This window comes from Haloferax litoreum, assembly GCF_009674605.1.
Classification (GTDB): domain Archaea; phylum Halobacteriota; class Halobacteria; order Halobacteriales; family Haloferacaceae; genus Haloferax; species Haloferax litoreum.
The window spans coordinates 99508-116472 of record NZ_WKJO01000001.1; the positions used below are offsets into that span (position 1 = coordinate 99508).

18 protein-coding genes and 1 tRNA gene are annotated in these 16965 nt (G+C 60.9%); 12 read left to right on the top strand and 7 right to left on the bottom strand.

The features are described from left to right. Positions 1-3: 3 nt before the first annotated feature. The gene (locus tag GJR96_RS00510; RefSeq protein WP_154326148.1) at positions 4-294 is read right to left on the bottom strand and encodes a ba3-type terminal oxidase subunit CbaD; all 291 of its coding nucleotides are present in this window, start codon (positions 292-294) and stop codon (positions 4-6) included. A 99-nt stretch (positions 295-393) separates the two neighbouring features. Here GJR96_RS00510 and GJR96_RS00515 point away from each other — a divergent pair, with 99 nt between their 5' ends. The 6 genes from GJR96_RS00515 (at position 394) to mobA (ending at position 5530) form a co-directional block, all read left to right on the top strand. Next, entirely contained in the window at positions 394-606 is a 213-nt protein-coding gene (locus GJR96_RS00515; protein WP_151161017.1) for a hypothetical protein, read from the top strand. Position 607: 1 nt separating this feature from the next. Further along, entirely contained in the window at positions 608-1402 is a 795-nt protein-coding gene (locus GJR96_RS00520) for a sulfite exporter TauE/SafE family protein (protein WP_151161019.1), read from the top strand. 2 nt (positions 1403-1404) lie between these two features. Further along, positions 1405-3834 carry a heavy metal translocating P-type ATPase gene (locus GJR96_RS00525; protein WP_151161020.1) on the top strand — a complete coding sequence of 810 codons (2430 nt, stop codon included), beginning with the start codon at positions 1405-1407 and terminating at the stop codon, positions 3832-3834. A gap of 99 nt (positions 3835-3933) precedes the next feature. After that, a complete protein-coding gene (locus tag GJR96_RS00530; RefSeq protein WP_151161022.1) occupies positions 3934-4257 on the top strand; it encodes a hypothetical protein in 324 nt (107 codons plus the stop codon). 200 nt (positions 4258-4457) lie between these two features. Beyond that, the gene (locus GJR96_RS00535; RefSeq protein ID WP_151161024.1) at positions 4458-4898 is read left to right on the top strand and encodes a pyridoxamine 5'-phosphate oxidase family protein; all 441 of its coding nucleotides are present in this window, start codon (positions 4458-4460) and stop codon (positions 4896-4898) included. Further along, positions 4895-5530 carry a molybdenum cofactor guanylyltransferase gene (gene mobA / locus GJR96_RS00540; RefSeq protein ID WP_151161026.1) on the top strand — a complete coding sequence of 212 codons (636 nt, stop codon included), beginning with the start codon at positions 4895-4897 and terminating at the stop codon, positions 5528-5530. Before GJR96_RS00535 ends, mobA begins: the two co-directional genes overlap by 4 nt. A gap of 36 nt (positions 5531-5566) precedes the next feature. Here the strand turns inward: mobA and yqeC are convergent, their stop codons facing one another. The 3 genes from yqeC to GJR96_RS00555 all read right to left on the bottom strand — a co-directional run bounded on the left by yqeC (position 5567) and on the right by GJR96_RS00555 (position 9344). Then, on the bottom strand, positions 5567-6310 hold the full coding sequence (gene yqeC, locus GJR96_RS00545) for a selenium cofactor biosynthesis protein YqeC (protein ID WP_151161028.1): 744 nt from the start codon (positions 6308-6310) through the stop codon (positions 5567-5569). After that, complete coding sequence (gene fdhF, locus GJR96_RS00550) at positions 6303-8351, bottom strand: formate dehydrogenase subunit alpha (RefSeq protein WP_394349471.1); 2049 nt, start codon at positions 8349-8351, stop codon at positions 6303-6305. Before fdhF ends, yqeC begins: the two co-directional genes overlap by 8 nt. 300 nt (positions 8352-8651) lie before the next feature. Continuing rightward, positions 8652-9344 (bottom strand): TVP38/TMEM64 family protein, encoded by a 693-nt coding sequence (locus tag GJR96_RS00555; RefSeq protein ID WP_151161029.1) that lies wholly within the window; start codon positions 9342-9344, stop codon positions 8652-8654. Between the two features lie 76 nt (positions 9345-9420). Between GJR96_RS00555 and GJR96_RS00560 the strand changes: the two genes are divergently transcribed. Further along, positions 9421-9864: a universal stress protein gene (locus tag GJR96_RS00560; protein ID WP_151161031.1), complete on the top strand. Its 444-nt coding sequence runs from the start codon at positions 9421-9423 to the stop codon at positions 9862-9864. A gap of 54 nt (positions 9865-9918) precedes the next feature. Here the strand turns inward: GJR96_RS00560 and GJR96_RS00565 are convergent, their stop codons facing one another. Continuing rightward, complete coding sequence (locus GJR96_RS00565) at positions 9919-10344, bottom strand: universal stress protein (protein ID WP_151161033.1); 426 nt, start codon at positions 10342-10344, stop codon at positions 9919-9921. A gap of 142 nt (positions 10345-10486) precedes the next feature. Between GJR96_RS00565 and GJR96_RS00570 the strand changes: the two genes are divergently transcribed. Beyond that, positions 10487-10957 (top strand): HTH domain-containing protein, encoded by a 471-nt coding sequence (locus GJR96_RS00570; RefSeq protein WP_151161035.1) that lies wholly within the window; start codon positions 10487-10489, stop codon positions 10955-10957. A 1-nt stretch (position 10958) separates the two neighbouring features. On the opposite strand, the gene GJR96_RS00575 is transcribed toward GJR96_RS00570, so the two are convergent. Then, entirely contained in the window at positions 10959-11621 is a 663-nt protein-coding gene (locus tag GJR96_RS00575) for a helix-turn-helix domain-containing protein (RefSeq protein WP_151161037.1), read from the bottom strand. A gap of 251 nt (positions 11622-11872) precedes the next feature. Between GJR96_RS00575 and GJR96_RS00580 the strand changes: the two genes are divergently transcribed. Then, the gene (locus GJR96_RS00580) at positions 11873-12859 is read left to right on the top strand and encodes a class I SAM-dependent methyltransferase (RefSeq protein WP_151161039.1); all 987 of its coding nucleotides are present in this window, start codon (positions 11873-11875) and stop codon (positions 12857-12859) included. A gap of 93 nt (positions 12860-12952) precedes the next feature. Then, a tRNA-Thr gene (locus GJR96_RS00585) sits at positions 12953-13025 on the top strand. Between the two features lie 194 nt (positions 13026-13219). Here GJR96_RS00585 and GJR96_RS18570 read toward each other — a convergent pair. Next, a complete protein-coding gene (locus GJR96_RS18570) occupies positions 13220-13387 on the bottom strand; it encodes a hypothetical protein (RefSeq protein WP_449271772.1) in 168 nt (55 codons plus the stop codon). A gap of 93 nt (positions 13388-13480) precedes the next feature. Here GJR96_RS18570 and GJR96_RS00590 point away from each other — a divergent pair, with 93 nt between their 5' ends. Both GJR96_RS00590 and GJR96_RS00595 read left to right on the top strand, forming a co-directional pair. Further along, positions 13481-15226, top strand: a complete 1746-nt coding sequence (locus tag GJR96_RS00590) for a DUF7845 domain-containing protein (RefSeq protein ID WP_449271781.1) — start codon at positions 13481-13483, stop codon at positions 15224-15226. A 912-nt stretch (positions 15227-16138) separates the two neighbouring features. Further along, positions 16139-16843, top strand: coding sequence for a hypothetical protein (locus GJR96_RS00595; protein ID WP_151161043.1), 705 nt, complete (start codon positions 16139-16141; stop codon positions 16841-16843). Positions 16844-16965: the final 122 nt, after the last annotated feature.

Below are 16965 nucleotides of genomic sequence, written 5' to 3' on the forward strand. Positions count from 1 at the left end.
CTGTCACCCCACCACCGTCAGACCCCGACCGAGGAACTCGATGAAGTACATGAACACCCACATCGAAAGCAGGATGACCATGTAGATGATGACGAGAATGAGTGTCCCGACTGGGTCGAAATCGTCGTGCCCAATTTGCCGTACGATACCGTCGTCGGCCGTCCCGACGATAGAATCTACAGGTGGTTCTGACGAACCACGTTGAGTCGCCGCATCTGCTGGCACGTCTCCAGAGCCTGAAGCCTGTGAGACAGGGGCCGCGGCGCTCCCCTCTGCTGTCGAATCAACGGCCATACCCGGTCATGAGCAAGAACGTACCTTCAAAGCATCAGGCGATTCTCACCACGTTGGAATGAGCGAAATCCGAAACAATACCACCGCGTATCAACCGATATGGAACTCACTCCGCGTCTCGCCGGAACGGTCGCACTCCTAGCACTCTTGCCAGCAATCGTCTTCGGTGTCACGAACAACCTACTCGCGGGCGTCGTCACGGCTATCAACGTGCTTCTCATCTCGGCGATTATCTACCTCCTCATGAGTCCGACCGAGGGTGGACACGAACACGAGACCGAACACGACGTCGAGCAGGAACAGGCAGTCTAAGATGGACGGAGGGGTGACACCGCCCGTCCTTTCCGCGAACCCACCGGAGGCCGCCGCCTTTCTCCTCGTTGGCCTCCTCGGTGGCGCGCACTGTCTGGGGATGTGCGGACCACTCGTGAGCGTCTACGCCGACCGACTGAGCGGCCGTGCTGGGACGGACTCACTCACACTCTTCCACGTCCGACAGCACGCGCTCTTCAACGTCGGCCGGGCGCTTAGCTACGCCACTATCGGGGCACTCTTCGCCCTCGTCGGTGGGTTGTTCTTCGGTGCGTTCGACTCGCTCGCAACCATCGGGAATGGTGTCCGTGCGACGACGGGTCTGCTCGTCGGGACGGCAATCATCCTCACTGGCCTCGGCTACGTCGTCGGGCGTTCGGCCGCACTCGACCGACTCACGCCCGCGCCCGTGACACGGCTATTCGGCCGCGTCAGTGGGTGGGCGACGGCACGGGTCGACCGACTCGTCGGTGGCCCGCGAATCCTCGGACTCGGAGCGATTCACGGACTGCTCCCCTGTCCCATCATCTATCCAGCGTATCTGTACGCCTTCGCTACCGGTGCCCCGGTTCGGGCCGCCGCGTTGCTTGGCCTGCTGGGACTCGGGACGATACCGACGCTGTTCCTGTACGGAACGCTGCTCGGTACGGTCTCGGCGCGTCGTCGCGCAGTCCTCCACCGGGCGCTCGGAGCGGCGTTCCTCGTCCTCGGGTACATCCCGCTGTCGCACGGGCTGATGCTCCTCGGCGTCTCGGTCCCACACCTTCACGTCCCCTTCTACCAACCCTTGGGGTGAGCATGGCGACGAAGACGCAGTCGCGTGGCGCAGGTGACGACGAAGCCAGCGGATGCGACCTCTGTGGGTTGCCGACGCCGACACCGCCCGTGACGGGCGACGACGTCGATGGCGAGTTCTGCTGCCGTGGCTGTCTCGAAATCACGCGCACGCTTGGCGACGCCGCGAGCGCCGACCCAGAGACGGTCGAGCAAGAACTCGCCGGCGAGGCAGAGGCGGTCCCAGAGGGTGCCGAACGTACCTACATGTCCGTCGACGGGATGCACTGTGCCACGTGTGAGGCGTTCGTCTCCGGAACGGCACGGTCCTGCGACGGTATCTACGCCGCGGACGCGAGTTACGCCAACGACATGGTCCGTGTCACCTACGACCCGGAGACCGCTGACCTCGATGGGCTCTCGGGGACGCTCTCGCGGTACGGGTACGGAACGCGCGACCCGAACGAACGTGAGGCCGCAGAGCGCGGCGACAACCAAGTCGCGCGGTTCGTCATCGGCGGCGGCGTCTTCGGGATGATGGTGATGATGTGGTACATCCTCTTTCTGTACCCGACCTACGTCGGATTCTCGCCGGTGGTCGAACTCGGTGTCTTCGACGGCATCTACATCGTCGCCAACATCTGGCTGATGACCTCTATCGTCCTGTTCTACACTGGGTTCCCCATCCTTCGGGGGGCCGTCGTCAGCCTTCGGGCGGGCCAACCGAACATGGACTTGCTCGTCTCTCTCGCGGCAACGAGCGCGTACGTCTACTCGACGGCCGCCATGGTCGTCGGCGAGACGCACGTCTACTTCGACGTGACCGTCGCCATCATCCTCGTCGTGACGCTCGGAAACTACTACGAGGACCGAATCAAACGAAAGGCGGCCGGGATGCTCTCGGACCTCGCCGCGTCGCGCGTCTCCGAGGCCCGACTGCGGACCCCCGACGGCGTCGAGTCTGTCTCTGTCGATACCCTCGACCCGGGCGACATCGTCGAGATTCGACCGGGTGAACGAGTTCCGGTAGACGGGACGGTCCGCGAAGGGACCGCGGCAGTGGACGAAGCCCTCGTCACGGGCGAGTCGATGCCACGGACGAAACGACCCGGCGACGACGTTCTCGGTGGCACCGTCGTCACCGACCGGCCACTCGTCGTCGAAGTCGGCGAGGACGCGACGAGTACGCTCGATAGACTCGTCGAACTCCTCTGGGACATCCAGAGCGCTCGCTCGGGCGTCCAGCGCCTCGCGGACAAACTCGCGACGATATTCGTCCCGACTGTCCTCGTCCTCGCGGTCATCGCGTTCGGGTGGACGCTTCTCCGTGGTGAGTCGGCGACGGCGGCACTCCTCATCGGCCTCACGGTCCTCATCGTCTCGTGTCCGTGTGCGCTCGGCCTCGCCACACCACTGGCCGTCGCGTCGGGCATCAAAGAGGCCGCGAGTCGCGGCATCGTCGTCGCCTCCGAGGCCGTCTTCGAAGCGGTCCCCGACGTGGACGTGGTCGTCTTCGACAAGACAGGAACACTGACCGACGGCGACATGACCGTGCTTAGAATCGACGGTGGCGACGACGACACTGACAGCGAACACACCGACAGCGACGTTGAGGCCACACTCCGAGTGGCCGCCGCGCTCGAACGCTTCTCCGCACATCCACTGGCGACAGCAATTGTCACGGCCGCCGACGATGCCGATATCGAGATTCCCGATATCGCCGCAGACGACGCCGTCGTTCACGACCGAGGCGTCTCCGGAACCGTCGACGGCGAACGAGTCGTGGTCGGGCACCCGACGCTCGTCCGCGACGAGGGAATGGCCATCGGCGACGACGTCGAATCCGCAATCGACGCGGCCCGCGACGAAGGCGCGGTGCCAGTCGTCGTAGGGCGAGGGAGTCGCGCCCGCGCAGTACTCGTGGTCGGCGACGAACCGCGCGAGGCGTGGGACGACGTGGTTTCGGCCGTCGCCGACGACGGCAGGCGCGACGTGGTCGTCCTCACCGGCGACTCCGAGCGTGCCGCACGCCGGTTCCGCGACCACCCGGACGTGACTGACGTGTTCGCCGGCGTCCCACCCGAGGCGAAAGCCGAGACGGTCGAACGCCTCCGAAGTCGCGGGACCGTCGCGATGGTCGGTGACGGGAGCAACGACGCGCCCGCACTCGCGGCCGCAGACATCGGTATCGCGCTCGGCACCGGGACAGATATCGCAGGTGACGCGGCAGACGCCGTTCTCGTCGGCCGTGACATCGACGCGATTCCGGAGGTGTTCTCGCTATCTGCCGGCGTGAATCGACGCATCCGCGGGAACCTGACGTGGGCGTTCGGCTACAACGCCGTCGCCATCCCACTGGCCGCACTGGGCGTCCTCAACCCACTGTTCGCCGCGATTGCGATGGGAACGTCGAGTCTCCTCGTCGTGGCCAACTCCGCTCGGTCGTTGGACTGACCGCCGTCGACTGAGACAGGTGGTCGTCACGAAATGGAGTCGTCCCGGTCGCTGCCGCGAGCGTACCAATCAAGTCCCTCCGCTTCGTCACAGAATATAATGACAGACGACCCCTTCGCACTCTCGATTCCACAGGGGTGGACTGTCGCTCTCGACGAGGACACCGACGACGCCAGCGCACAGACCATCTACGAGTCGCCGGAGTGTGACTACCGAGTCGTCGTCACCGAGTTCGCACGTGGACTCACGCTCTACTGGTGGGTCGATATCTTCGCCCGCGCGGGCGGTGAGTGGCACCGCCGAGAAGTCGGCCTCGGCGATTCGTACCGCGACCCGGCAGTCGTCGCCGACGCGGCACAGGACGCCATCGACGGCCTCGCAGAGCAGTCGTCCAGCGTGCTCGAAACGTACCTCGACGACTGACGTATCGTCTCTCGGGAACGACTGACAGGTCTGTACCTCGTCGCCTACGAGGAGAACGCAGACACCGTGGTCGTCGGTAGTGAAAAAGCGGTTCCCGGAGTCAGACTTCTCCCTCCCCTGAGCGACCTGTCACCCCTCTCAAAAAACCGCCAGACAGCGTCGAGCCGTCATTTCATGTTCCGGGGGTGCGAAGGAGACGTATGAAAGACATCAGGTACGTCTACACGGTGGGGATGGACGCCGACGACATCTCCAGACGCCTCGACGAGGTATCCTCGGGGATATTGTCGCTCGCGGACGATAGTCGGGCGTACGGAATCCCCGTCCACGTCTCCCTCGACGAGGAGAACGGACGCCTCCTCTTTCGCCTGACCGACGACGGCCACAGCGAAAAGTTCGAGTACATCGAATCGACCGACGAAGCGACGTTCATCTGCTACGAGGACGCCGGGAAGGACTCGTGGAGCATCATGGCGCGAGGGTCGATTCGGGTGCTCCCAGACGACGAACTCCCCGACGAGTCGACCATCAACGAGATGTACGGAGGCGTTCGCGTCTTCGACGAAGAGGTCGACGACTTGCAACTCCACATCGTCGAACTGGTCTACGACGAGTTGACGGGGCGTGAGACGGCCAGATGACGCGCGTCGCGGGCGTCGTCCTCGCCGGCGGTCGGTCACGACGGTTCGGTGAGACGGACAAAGCACTCGCCCATCTCGATGGCGTCCCCCTCGTGCGCCGAACCGCCGGGCGGGTGATGCAGGCCAGCGACGAACTCGTCCTCAACTGTCGGCGCGAGCAGGCGTCTGCACTCGAAGACGCGTGTGCCGACCTCGCCCCCAGGATGGCTATCGATACCGACCCAGACACCGGTCCACTCGGCGGTATCCGAACCGGTCTCGCTGCCACCGACGCGCCACTCTCTGCCGTCGTCGCCTGCGACATGCCGTTCGTGGACCCCGGCCTCCTCGAATTGCTCCTCGCAGAGGCCGACGAGACGGGTGCCGACGTCGTGGTTCCCCGGGTCGAAGACGGATGGTTCCAGACGACACAAGCGGTCTACCGAACTGCCAGTGTCTCGATGGCCGCCGAAGAAGTCCTCGACAGAGGCGGTGGGCGGATACTCGACGCCTTCGACTCACTCGACGTTCGCACCGTCGGTGCCGAGGTTCTGGGCCGATTCGACCCGCGGACCTTCGAGAACGTCAATACACGGGCAGAACTCGACGCCGCAGAAGCGGAGATTCGGCGTCGAAACGCCGAACTGGGGTGAAATAGCGGTGCTGTGCGGCGTCGGAGACTGCGTCCGTCAGTAGATGTCGACGATGGGGTCGTCTGCGACGAGTCGAGTTGCGACGACCCGTTCGACACGCGGGTGCTCGCGAACCCACCCTGCGATTCGTTCCGCTGTCTCCGCCTCTGTCTCTCCATCGACCATGTTGAGCACCGGCACGATACGTGCCGTCTCGGGTACGTCTTTCATCCCGCCGCGGTCACTCGTCAATACTGCTGCGACGTCCCACGCCGAGATTGGGTCGCCGGTGGCCGTGCCCGTAATCTCCGAGACGAGTGCCGGTCTGTGGACGTGTGTTTCTTCCAGTGGTTCGCCGACGACGCGGACGCTCGCAACCGGGCAGACGAGGGTTGTACTGTGGGGGACGCGCGGTTCGTGGTCGGCAGGTGCCTTCAACCACCGCGAGCGTGCGCCATCGGCTTTCGTCAGCACGACATCGTCTGTTCTGCGACCAACGGTGTCGACAGTTTCCGGGTCGTAGCCCCGGTATCGGTCTGCGCGTTCTCGCTCTGGAACGACGCCGAGGGGGCGCGTCGAGGTTTCTTCGACGACCGTGGCAGGGTCGTCGGTGACCATCACCTCGGCCACTTCGTCGTCGAAGATGGGGATTCTGACGGTACTCGTGACGACGCCGTCGAGCGACCGAGCGAGTCGATAGATGAGCGACTTCTTGCCGCCCGCGCCGACCATGCACGTCAGGTCGTCGGGGCCGACACCGAGGGCGTCCGCGAGCGTCGTGTCAGCCGGGTTCTCAGTCATCGTTCGCAGGGTCGACGAGGACGCGGACGGCGCTGTGTTTGTACTCGGGGATCTTCGCTGTCGGGTCGAGAGCGTCCCCCGTGAGTTTGTTCACGAGTGGGTCGGCGTAGTGGAACGTGGTGAACACGGTTCCTCGGCGAACGGCAGGCGTGACTTCGGCGGCGACGGTGACGGTTCCGCGGTCGTTTTCGATGCGGACTCGGTCGCCATCCTCGATACCCCGGTCTGCGGCGTCGTCGGGATGGATCTGAAGCACGTCCTCGCCGCGCATCCGCATCAAGACGCCCGACCGTCGGGTGAGCGCGCCGCTGTTGAAGTGCTGGAGGACGCGCCCCGTCGTGAGGACGAGTTCGTCGTCTTCGACGGGGTCTGCCGGGTCCACGTGTTCGACGACGCGCAGAGGGGCAGTCTTCGACCCGGTTTCGAACTGTTCGGTGTGGAGGATTGCGGTCCCCTCGGTTGCACCCTCGGGGAACGGCCACCGCTGACTCCCGGTGCCGATTCCGTCGTACGACATTCCGGCGTAGAGTGGTGAGACTGCTCGTAACTCGTCGAAGACGCCTTCTGGCGTCTCCGGCGTGTCGAGACCGGCGACGCGCTGGGCGAACTCTCGGAGCACGTCGAAGTCGGTTCGGGCGTCGCCCGGCGGTGCGACGTTCTGGCGCATGCGAATGACCTGTCTATCGGTATTGGTCACGGTTCCCGACTTCTCCGCCCAGACGCTTCCGGGGAGTACCACGTCGGCGAACTCGGCCGTTTCGGTCGGGAACACGTCGTGGACGACACAGAAGTCGAGTTTCTCGAACTGCGCTTCGACGTGGTTCGCGTTCGGTTCGGTAACGGCGGGGTTCTCGCCGAAGACGTACGCCGCTCGGACCTCGTCGCCGAAGCGGTGGGTCGCTTCGACTTCGGTGAGACCGGGGGTCGCCGGCGGTTCGAACCCCCACACCTCGGCGACAGCGGCGCGGGCGACGGCGTCAGTGACCTGCTGATAACCGGGGAGGACGTTCGGTAGCCCTCCCACGTCACCAGCACCCTGCACGTTGTTCTGGCCGCGAAGTGGGTTCACGCCGGTCCCCGCCTTGCCGACGTTGCCGGTGAGGAGTGGCAGATTGATGAGCGTCTGGACGTTGTCGGTGCCGCAGTGATGCTGACTCATCCCCATCCCGGTGAAGATGGCGGCGCGCCCCGCTTCGCCGTAGATTCGGGCCGCTTCTCTGAGGTCCTCGGGGTCCACGCCGGCGCGGTCTGCTTCCGCGTCGATGTCGATACCAGCGAGGTACTCGCGGAGGTCCTCGAACCCGGTGGTTCGCTCGGCGACGAACTCCTCGTCCACGAGTCCCTCCTCGACGATGACGGCCGCCATCGCGTTCAACAGCGGGATGTCGAATCCGGGTTTGACGGGGAGGTGGATGTCGGCGGCCTTCGTGGTCGGGTTCTCTCGTGGGTCGACGTGTATCAGTTTCGTGCCCGACTTGAGCGCCGGGAGGAGGTACGACCGGAAGATGACGGGATGCTGTTCGGCCGGGTTTGCACCCGTGACGAGGTACACGTCTGCTTCCATCAGGTCTTCGAGTGAGTTCGTCATCGCCCCCGCGCCGAACCGGTCGCCCATCGCAGCAACCGTCGAGGAGTGACAGAGACGCGCGCAGTTGTCGATATTGTTCGTCCCGAGTTTCCGTGCCGTCTTCTGGAGGAGGTAATTCTCCTCGTTCGTGCAGTTCGAAGACGTGAAAAAGAACACCGAGTCAGGACCGTGGTCCGCGACGATACGGTCGAACTCTCGTTCGATTCGGTCGAACGCCTCTTCCCACGTCGCTTCGACTAACGTTCCGTTGACGCGGACGAGCGGTCTCGTCAACCGCTCTTCATGTTCGACGACGTCCCACGCCGCGGCACCCTTCGGACAGAGTTCTCCTTTCTGATTCACCGGTCCTTTCCACCCGACGGCGCTCTCGCGGTCTGCATCGTACTTGATGCCGCACCCGACACCACAGTACGGGCAGACGCTCTCGTTCGGTTCTACCACTCGGTCACTCATGGTCGGACCCCACGCATAGTCGGACATGCAACGGCAGTGATATTCATCGTACCGCCGGAACCAGCGACGTGACAATCGTCGGTGGAGATACGTCCTCGCGTGTCGTTCAGTCGGAACGTGCGGAACCGTCCAAATGCGCGAGACTGGAGGCCCGAGCAAACGCACCGAAGAAGCTAGCGTCTCGCCTCTCTCGTTCTTCGTCTCGCAGTTCACTGGTTCGTTCGTCCCGTCTCTCTCGCAAACCTGCATCCCAGCTGGGTGAACGGCTGCGTGTTCACCGAGTGAGTGGGTTCTGAATCCTCATCCGCCGACCATGGCCATGATTCGGTCGCGGTAGAGGTATCCGAAAACCGACGCCGAGACGAGGACAGAGACGAGTACCACGACGAGGACGGGGTCGCCGTTTGCCGCCGCGGACCCTGCGAGGTTCACGAGGAGGAAACCCGGAAGTCGCCCGACTGCGGCGACGGCGACGATACGCCGAATCGGGATGTCTGTGAGACCCGCCGCGAAGCAGATGGCGTCGTCGGGGAGTCCCGGAACGAGGAAGATGAGAAAAAGGACGGCGAGGCCGTGGTCCGCCACCACGTCGTCGAAGAGGGCGAGGGCGTCGTCCGTGATGACGCGTTCGACGTAGGGCCGACCGTAGTAGCGGGCGATAGCGACGGCGAGTGCCGTCCCGAGGACGATGCCGACCATGCTGTAGACCGTGCCCCAGAACGCACCGAAGAGGAACCCGCTGGCGAACCCGAGTGCCTGCCCCGGAACCGGTGCGAGGAGGACCTGAAGGACCTGGACGGCGACGAACGCCACCGGTGCCAGCGGACCGACGTCGAGGAGCACTACCCTGAGTTGCCTCGGGTCGGCGAGGAAGGGGTACTGACTCACGACGTACGACCCGCCGACGAGCGTGAGCGCGACGAGTACGCCGACGAGAAGCACCGTCTGCCAGCGGTCGGACGTCGACTCGAAGAGGGACGGAACACGAGACACACTGACGCTCTCGCGCGCCGGAGGGAAAAACCTCGCCGCGAGAGCGCTTTTGTGTCGAGAGCGCGTACTGACACGTATGCCCGATGTCATCCTCGTCGCAGTCGATGGGTCACCACTCTCGAAGCGAGCGTTCGAGCAGGCGCTCTCGGATGCCGGCTCGACCGTCATCGCGCTGCACGTCATCGACCCCTCTGACCCGGGGTACAGCGCACCGATAGACGTGGACGTGACCCTCGAACCGCTCCACGGGTCCGCAGAATGGTACGAGAAGGCGAACAAAATCGCCGACGAGATATTCGAGGAACTCACCGCCCTCGCAGACGGGAGCGGTGTCGACGTTCGGACGGAGACGCTCCGCGGCGACCCCGCTCGGAGCATCGTCGAGCACGCGCGTGACGAAGACGTAGACGCCATCTACGTCGGTGGTCACGGCCGGACAGGTGAGACGAACCTTATGCTCGGGAGCGTCGCGGAACTCGTCGCGAGCAGAGCACCGGTCAGCGTCACCGTCGTCCGCTAGCTGGGCGCAGACGACCATTCGACGGCCGTTCTGACAGGCCCCGTCCGGGCGTCTTCACTCGTCGTCGAGCGCGGGTGGAACACACATCACTGGCACGTCTGAGAGTCTGACCACTCGCTCGGCGACACTCCCGACGAGGTATCGTTCGAGTCCACTCGTTCCGTGTGTCCCCATCACGACGAGGTCTACGTTTCGCTCCTTGCCGTAGTCGACAATCGTCTCGGACGGCAGTCCGACCCGAATCTCCGTCTCGACGGGCACGTCACGTGCTGCAGCGAGGTCAGCGACGGAGGAGACTACCGCTTCGCCGCGCGTCTCTTCGTCGTCTTCACCGGGACTGTCGGTGTGCGACACTCGCACGTCGACGACGTAGAGCACGTGGAGTGCCGCGCCGTACGTCGCCGCGAGGTCGACCGCGTACTCGGCCGCACGCTCTGCGTGGGTACTTCCGTCGGTGGGAACGAGGATGTGGTCGAACATGTGTGGAGACACGCAGGCAATCCGGATAAAACCGGATACCCGACCACGAAGTGGTGGAAATTCACCCGTTTTCTCGGGTGTCGGGAAGTGAGAATCTGTCTTATGGTGAGTGCAGTCGTACTTACTCACGGGGGAGTTACAGATGCCAACCAACGAACAACGAACTGCCGAACTCTGGATTCGACCGATTCGAGACGGCCTCAGAGAGGAACACCAGTCGCTCGTCGTCCGACTGGAGCGACTCGTCAGAGAGGGTTACCTCGACGACGTGTGCATGCGGACGTGGAACCGTAACGTCGACGTCGAGGGCGACACTGCGCCGACACAGCGGGACGCACTCGTCCGAGAACGTCTCGCTGCATTCAGACAGTGGGCGCGTCGCGAGGGTGTCGAGCTGCCGACGCTCGACGAACACGCCACTGTCGGGTCGGGGCGGATGGGCCCTTCCCACGACACTATCGTCCTCCCACAGACACTCGTCGCAGTGTTCCGTGGCGAGGACGTCGAGGCAGTCTACCCGCACGAACGGCGCGGGGAGATGAAGGCTGTCGCCGATTGGGTCGAAGACGCAGAGTCTGCCCTCGGTATCGATACCGACCGAATCGACATCTGAGTCACTGACTCGACGGAATGTCGGAGCAGACGGTGGACGAGACGAGTGTGGCGATGCCCCGCCGGAGGCGTTCGGATGCCGACTGAGGAGAGATGTCCAAGTCGTCCGCGAGGTCCGATAGCGACACCGACCGGGGTATCTCGAAGTATCCCGACTCGGCGGCGAGGGTGATGACTTGCCGCTGTTTTTCACTGAGACCGTACCCAGTCGCACTCGGGGCATCACCGCGGTAGATGCGCTCGACGGACATCTCGAGACCCATCTCGGCACAGAGTCTTCGATACCGAACGAGTGCGTCTCGGTCTGGGAACCGCATTCGGGTGTGGAGTCCGTCCGTCGTGAACGACACATCGAGACGTGAAGCACCGACTTCGACGTCGTTCGGATAGATGACTGCACCGGCGTCGTCCGTAATCTGAACCCGGTAGAGTCGCCGTTGTGGGAGTGACTCCATCAGTTCAGGAGACGCAACCGTCTCGTCTCTTCGCATCCCCTCTTCGAAGGCGTCGAAATCACCGCCACTCGCCCACACGAAGAGGACCGGACGCTCTGGGTCTGCCGCGACGGCCTGTTCGACGTCGAGTCGCATCGCCGGTGCGTAGCCAATCGCGGTCGTCAGAGGAAGGACTTGACTGGTAATGGTGAACTCTGCGATGCAACTCATTTTCGTCAGCAACGTGCTGGAGAATATAAAATACAGTCATTCTGACTGTTATATTCGGGGTCGTACGAAGGGCCCCGGGCGAGGCCCAAAACTGTTGTCAGAGGCACGCCCACTGGCACGACAGTGTCGTATAATCGTGGGCGAATCAATTTTCTACGTCTGGTCACGAATAGGTGCGCCCTGATTTATCAAGTCATTATATATGGGCGACGAAGCGTCACCCTTACTCGGAGTCACGCAGTGGGACAGATATGAACGTCCCCTGTGTCCGTGTTCCCCGCGAGACGGGTGAAGCGACACGCCAACGTCTCGCAGACGCCGGCCTGTTGGACCACGAACATCAGATAACGGTCGTGGAGGGACACCTCTACATTCCCGTCGTCGCTGTCGGTGCAGTCCCGGCAGATTTCGAAGTCGTCGAATACGAATCGCCGGCCCGAGACACGCAGACGACGCCCGCCGAGATTCTCGGCTACGAACCGTCGTACGAACGACTCGGTGATATCGTCATCCTCGACGAAGACGACCCGGAACGCGCCCGAGAGATTGCCGAGGCCATCGTCGAGTCCGACCTGAAGGCCGACACGGTAGTGAATCGCGCTTCGAAGATTAAAGGCGAACTCCGCGTTCGTGACTGGGACGTACTCGTCGGCGACTCGACGGAGACGGTCCACCGCGAGTACGGTACCGAACTGCACCTGGATATCGACACGGTCTACTTCTCGCCTCGTCTCGCCACGGAGCGTCACCGCGTCGTCGAGCAGATTCGCGAGGGAGAGCACGTCTTCGACATGTTCGCCGGTGTCGGCCCGTTCGCCGTCCCGGCGGCCGAGGCGGGCGCTGAAGTCGTCGCCTGCGACCTGAACGAAGCGGCCATCGAGTTCCTCCGGGAGAACGCCAAGCGAAACGACGTGGCAGACCGAATCACCGCGGTTCACGGCGACGTCCGTGAAATCGCCGACGACTACGAAGGGTGGGCCGAGCGCCTCATCATGAACCTCCCCCACAGCGCCGACGAGTTCCTCGACACCGCGGTCCGACTCGCCGGTGACGAGTGTGTCGTCCACCTCTACGACATCCAGCACGAAGACGACCCGTTCGGACCCGGCCTCGCCGCCGTCCGCGCCGCCGCCGAACCCGAGTACGACGTGGAGGTGCTCGAAGAGCAAATCGTCCGCTCGTACGCCCCCCACGAGTTCAACGTCTGTCTCGACGTTCGCCTGACGAAGCGGTCGTGAGGTGGCGTGGTGACGACCGGCAGACACCGGGTTGATTCGCAAGTCTTAATTACGTCTCCGGGGTACGAAAGAATGCGTTCGGAAGCCCACCGCGCCGGTGTAGCTCAGCTGGCAGAGCGATTCCTTCGTAAGGAATAGGCCGAGGGTTCAAATCCCTCCACCGGCTTCTACTGATTCCTTAACAATCCCACGAGTCAACTCCAGAGACGAAGGTCTCTGTTCGTGGGGTGGTCTCGCGTGAGCGACGATTCCACCGGTGAAGTCGTCGCTGAGTTCTCCGCACTCGAAGACGCCGAAGTCGTCACTTCCGATAGTGATGACACAGTTGGGTCTTCGGTCGAGACCGATTATGAACCGGGTTCAACCGTCGACGATAGTGAGGAAGAACCCGAGTTCGAGCTTCCCGAGTTCGTCGCGGCGTGCCGTTACTGCCAGACGACTTTTGAGACCGAAGAGAATGCGCTTGACCACGAATGGAATTGCGACCTCGAACCAACCGGAGAGTGTCGCTTCTGTGGTGACACCCACATCCGGAAAGACGATCGCGAGGATCACTTCTATTCCTGCAGCGAAGCCGAGATGCACGAGCGGAGGCAGAAGCGTGGGGTCCGGGCTCGGTCGATGCGCGGACAGGACGCCAGGACCACTGCCTCCGGGCTCAGAAAGTTCCTTCTTCCGCAGGCACACGAGTTCTCTGCTTACCTCAAGTGGGACGACTCTCTTTCGACGTACTTCGGTCTCGTCTCCCTCTACAAAATGCACGACTTCGAAGAGCACGGCCGTCTCCGTGCCGGTCTAGAACACAACGGGGAAGAGTGGAACATTGAGTTTGGTTACGCCGACAACCCCGGTCTCGCTGTTCCCGGTGAAGATACAGATCTGGGTCCGTACGATTGGCGTCTTGAGGATGTTCCTGAGTTCACCATTCACGTCTACCCAGACGCTTACGAGTCGTATACAGATGCGAAAGACGACAACCGCAAGCGTGCGTATTTCCGCGTGCGTCCACGGTGGCCCGGTGTATACTCGAAGAGTGGGAAGAGTGTACCGAACCCGCACGACATTCTCGGCGTCGACGTCGAGACTCGCGGAAGCTACTTCGAGTTCACTGAGTACCCTTCGCTCCTGTACCACGCACTCGACGAACTCGGTGACCGCCAAGAGGCGTTCAACTGGAACTCGTACACAGAAATTAACGCCGAACTCTGCCACCCAGAAAAGTTGCACCGTTCGTCGAATATCACCGACGCCGAACTCTACGTGCGCGGGAAGAAAGGAGAGACTGGCAAGGTATTCGCGATTGACGGGACGCTACACCGAATCTCGCTGATTCTCGGCCGTGAGCGGAGCGGATACGCAAAAACTGTTCGCGATGACCGCAAGTGCAAAGGATTCTACCACACTGCTACGATCTGCTCGATGCGTGCCAGCGAGGTTGTTGGCGATCACAAACTCCCCAAGGAGTTCAAGCACTACCACGTTAAGCACCCGGACGCCGTCGAAGGCACCGAACTCGAAAATCCGAAGATTGGTGTCTCTTATCAGAACTCACTGCATGACGATGTTCTCCGTTTCAAAGACGTCGACAGGCTCCACAACGAGCTCGAAGAAGGATTGCTGAACGTCCTCAAGTGGTCCGATATGCCGGTGACGCCGGACCACCAGAAGTACGTTGAGGACGATTATTTCAAAGTCGAAGGTGAGGCCAGGATGGTCAAAATCATCGACAACCCACTTCCACGTATTGCCCAACAACAAGACGAAGAGGTTCGCCTCTTCGCGACTGCAGGTAACCTCTACGAAACCGACGTTGCGATTGTCGACGAACTCGTCACCGACGGCGGGAACTGGTCTCCTGCCGAACTCGCTGATGCAATCGGCGTCACTCTCGATACTGCCTACAAGTCGCTCAAGCGACTCGGTGACCTCGTCATCCGCGAGTACGGTCACGTCGAACTCGCTTCGAAGCATATCGCGAACGGGCTGGTCGAGCATATCGAATCCGCCCGTCGCACTGTTGAAGCGACTCTCGAAGAGACCGCTGAAGATATCATCCGGGCGGATACCTACGGCGAGAGCGACGACCCGTGGTCGCATTGGCTTCGCCACTGGGTCCGAAATCGAAAAGACGGCGAGTACAACGAGCGCCTCGAACTCGCCCCACAGAAGTCTCGGTCAGAAATCAAACGCCTCATCCGCTCTGGTGTGAATGCGTGGGCGCAAGTCACCGGAAACAACCAAGCCGACTTCGCACACGAGTTTGAGGTTGAGGCTACTGACCTGGATACATCACGGAGACACGTGTTCAAATTCATCGACTTGAAGAATCTCATCGGCACCAGGAGTGTAGTCAAACTCGCCAGATAGAGCACGACTGCTGAGTGGCAACACTATCGCTAGTCTAACTTGGCGGCAATTTGTTCCGCATTTCCAGAACCTTAGCGACTGTATTTTTCTGGACATTGTCTCGACCTTGCAGGGACCGCGTCCGCCGTCACTTCGAATCCGGGGGGTCCCCCCTGATTCTCCGTTAGATGTGTGGCTAAAGAGCCACACACCAAGATTACCGGAGTCTGCTTCGCAGACTCCAGATGAAGCACATGAAACGGAGGTCGCCGCGCCTACTCGGCGCGGCTTGTCTGCGCTGAAATGTCTACTATCCAATCCAAACAAAAACTCAGAATAAAAGTGTAGATAAGTACAATATGGTATAGAGAAGTAACCCACCCAGTAGGGTCTTCACCATATTTTTAATGCTCATGTCATACTGATTACTATGTCGTAAAAACATACGAATCACGCTCATCGCAATCAATAGCATGAAAACTTCGACCGCTTGAATTGCATTTTCAATTGCAGGTGAACTGGTTGATCTAATGAGGTGATCACCTAGTTCTTTTCCAGCATAACCTAGTGTCAAGAAGCCTGAGGCTACAGTAGCAAGGACCACGTACTCATTTGTGGATTCGTCACCTAATTTCTGGAGTCCGTATTGGCTGATACCCAGCCAGAGGGACAATGCGACGAGAATCGCGGGATACAAACTGAGCGCAACATTTGTATCAGATATTTGAATATTAATCATGCATCAGCAATTGAGTTTGGATACTAAACCCACTCCATTATTTCTATGGATGGAATAGAGTCATAGTTCACAACCACAAAAACAGGCCCTTCTCGAGTATGAGTGAGACCAGCCGATAACCACAGAGAGTATTATTGTCAAATCTTCCAAATTTATCGGAAATTCTAAACTTACTCTGGTCATGTTATTCGTTGATGACCGCCATCTTCGCAATGTGTTTGAAAGACGGGGCGTTTATTGCAGCCGACTCATTAGTGCGGCTTCCCGACGGTAGCACACGTGATATTCAGGACACACCTGAATTCTCCAACAGCAAAATTACAAAAGTCTCGGAGCAATTGGTCTTGACGTCTTCTGGAGCTGTCGACACCGACTTCCGCCTTATTGAGTCTCTGAAAACCAACTCACCTTTTGACACAGTAGACGAGATCGGTAGTGAAATCTCCAAACTAACAAGGCGGGATCATCAACGAAGTCTTGGAGACGAAGAGAATCAGCAATATGATAGGGAACAGCTCGATTTTCTTGTCCAATTTGGTGGTATTGATCCAGCCTCGGGAACGGGCTTCGTCGGAAATGTCGTAACGAGAAAAACGCAGAACCGAGACCCATACGAGCCATTTATCTCTAAAGAACCGGGATGGCGGCTTGCCGCCGGAACAAATCATGATCTCATCACTACTGTTTCGGACCAAGTCGCGTCTAATATTAAGAGACAGCAGGGGCACATCGCCCCAGATCGATGGGCCTCAACTTCGATTAGCGAGATTTCAAAGCAATCTGACAACGTTAGCCTACCCGCCCACCTTGTGAGCATTACTCAATCGAACGGCTATTATTTCGACGAATATGACACACCACAGCAAAAAAGGAACACCCCGTTTGACGTGACTATTTGATACAATCTCGTCGAGAAGATTAACGAACTTAGAAAAACACTTTCCGCTTCTGTTCAGTGAGTTGTGGGTGATCGGGAAAAGCGACCTATCCGCTCAGCATGTAATTGCGTCAGCATTCAATT

Bases quoted from the DNA above. Each gene is read 5' to 3' on its own strand.
- GJR96_RS00510 (WP_154326148.1), bottom strand. From the start codon at position 294: ATGGCCGTTGATTCGACAGCAGAGGGGAGCGCCGCGGCCCCTGTCTCA.
- GJR96_RS00530 (WP_151161022.1), top strand. From the start codon at position 3,934: ATGACAGACGACCCCTTCGCACTCTCGATTCCACAGGGGTGGACTGTC.
- GJR96_RS00535 (WP_151161024.1), top strand. From the start codon at position 4,458: ATGAAAGACATCAGGTACGTCTACACGGTGGGGATGGACGCCGACGAC.
- GJR96_RS00595 (WP_151161043.1), top strand. From the start codon at position 16,139: ATGACCGCCATCTTCGCAATGTGTTTGAAAGACGGGGCGTTTATTGCA.
- GJR96_RS00590 (WP_449271781.1), top strand. From the start codon at position 13,481: ATGCGCGGACAGGACGCCAGGACCACTGCCTCCGGGCTCAGAAAGTTC.
- GJR96_RS00525 (WP_151161020.1), top strand. From the start codon at position 1,405: ATGGCGACGAAGACGCAGTCGCGTGGCGCAGGTGACGACGAAGCCAGC.
- GJR96_RS00580 (WP_151161039.1), top strand. From the start codon at position 11,873: ATGAACGTCCCCTGTGTCCGTGTTCCCCGCGAGACGGGTGAAGCGACA.
- GJR96_RS00560 (WP_151161031.1), top strand. From the start codon at position 9,421: ATGCCCGATGTCATCCTCGTCGCAGTCGATGGGTCACCACTCTCGAAG.
- GJR96_RS00565 (WP_151161033.1), bottom strand. From the start codon at position 10,344: ATGTTCGACCACATCCTCGTTCCCACCGACGGAAGTACCCACGCAGAG.
- GJR96_RS00515 (WP_151161017.1), top strand. From the start codon at position 394: ATGGAACTCACTCCGCGTCTCGCCGGAACGGTCGCACTCCTAGCACTC.
- GJR96_RS00570 (WP_151161035.1), top strand. From the start codon at position 10,487: ATGCCAACCAACGAACAACGAACTGCCGAACTCTGGATTCGACCGATT.
- GJR96_RS00520 (WP_151161019.1), top strand. From the start codon at position 608: ATGGACGGAGGGGTGACACCGCCCGTCCTTTCCGCGAACCCACCGGAG.
- GJR96_RS00575 (WP_151161037.1), bottom strand. From the start codon at position 11,621: ATGAGTTGCATCGCAGAGTTCACCATTACCAGTCAAGTCCTTCCTCTG.
- mobA (WP_151161026.1), top strand. From the start codon at position 4,895: ATGACGCGCGTCGCGGGCGTCGTCCTCGCCGGCGGTCGGTCACGACGG.
- fdhF (WP_394349471.1), bottom strand. From the start codon at position 8,351: ATGAGTGACCGAGTGGTAGAACCGAACGAGAGCGTCTGCCCGTACTGT.
- yqeC (WP_151161028.1), bottom strand. From the start codon at position 6,310: ATGACTGAGAACCCGGCTGACACGACGCTCGCGGACGCCCTCGGTGTC.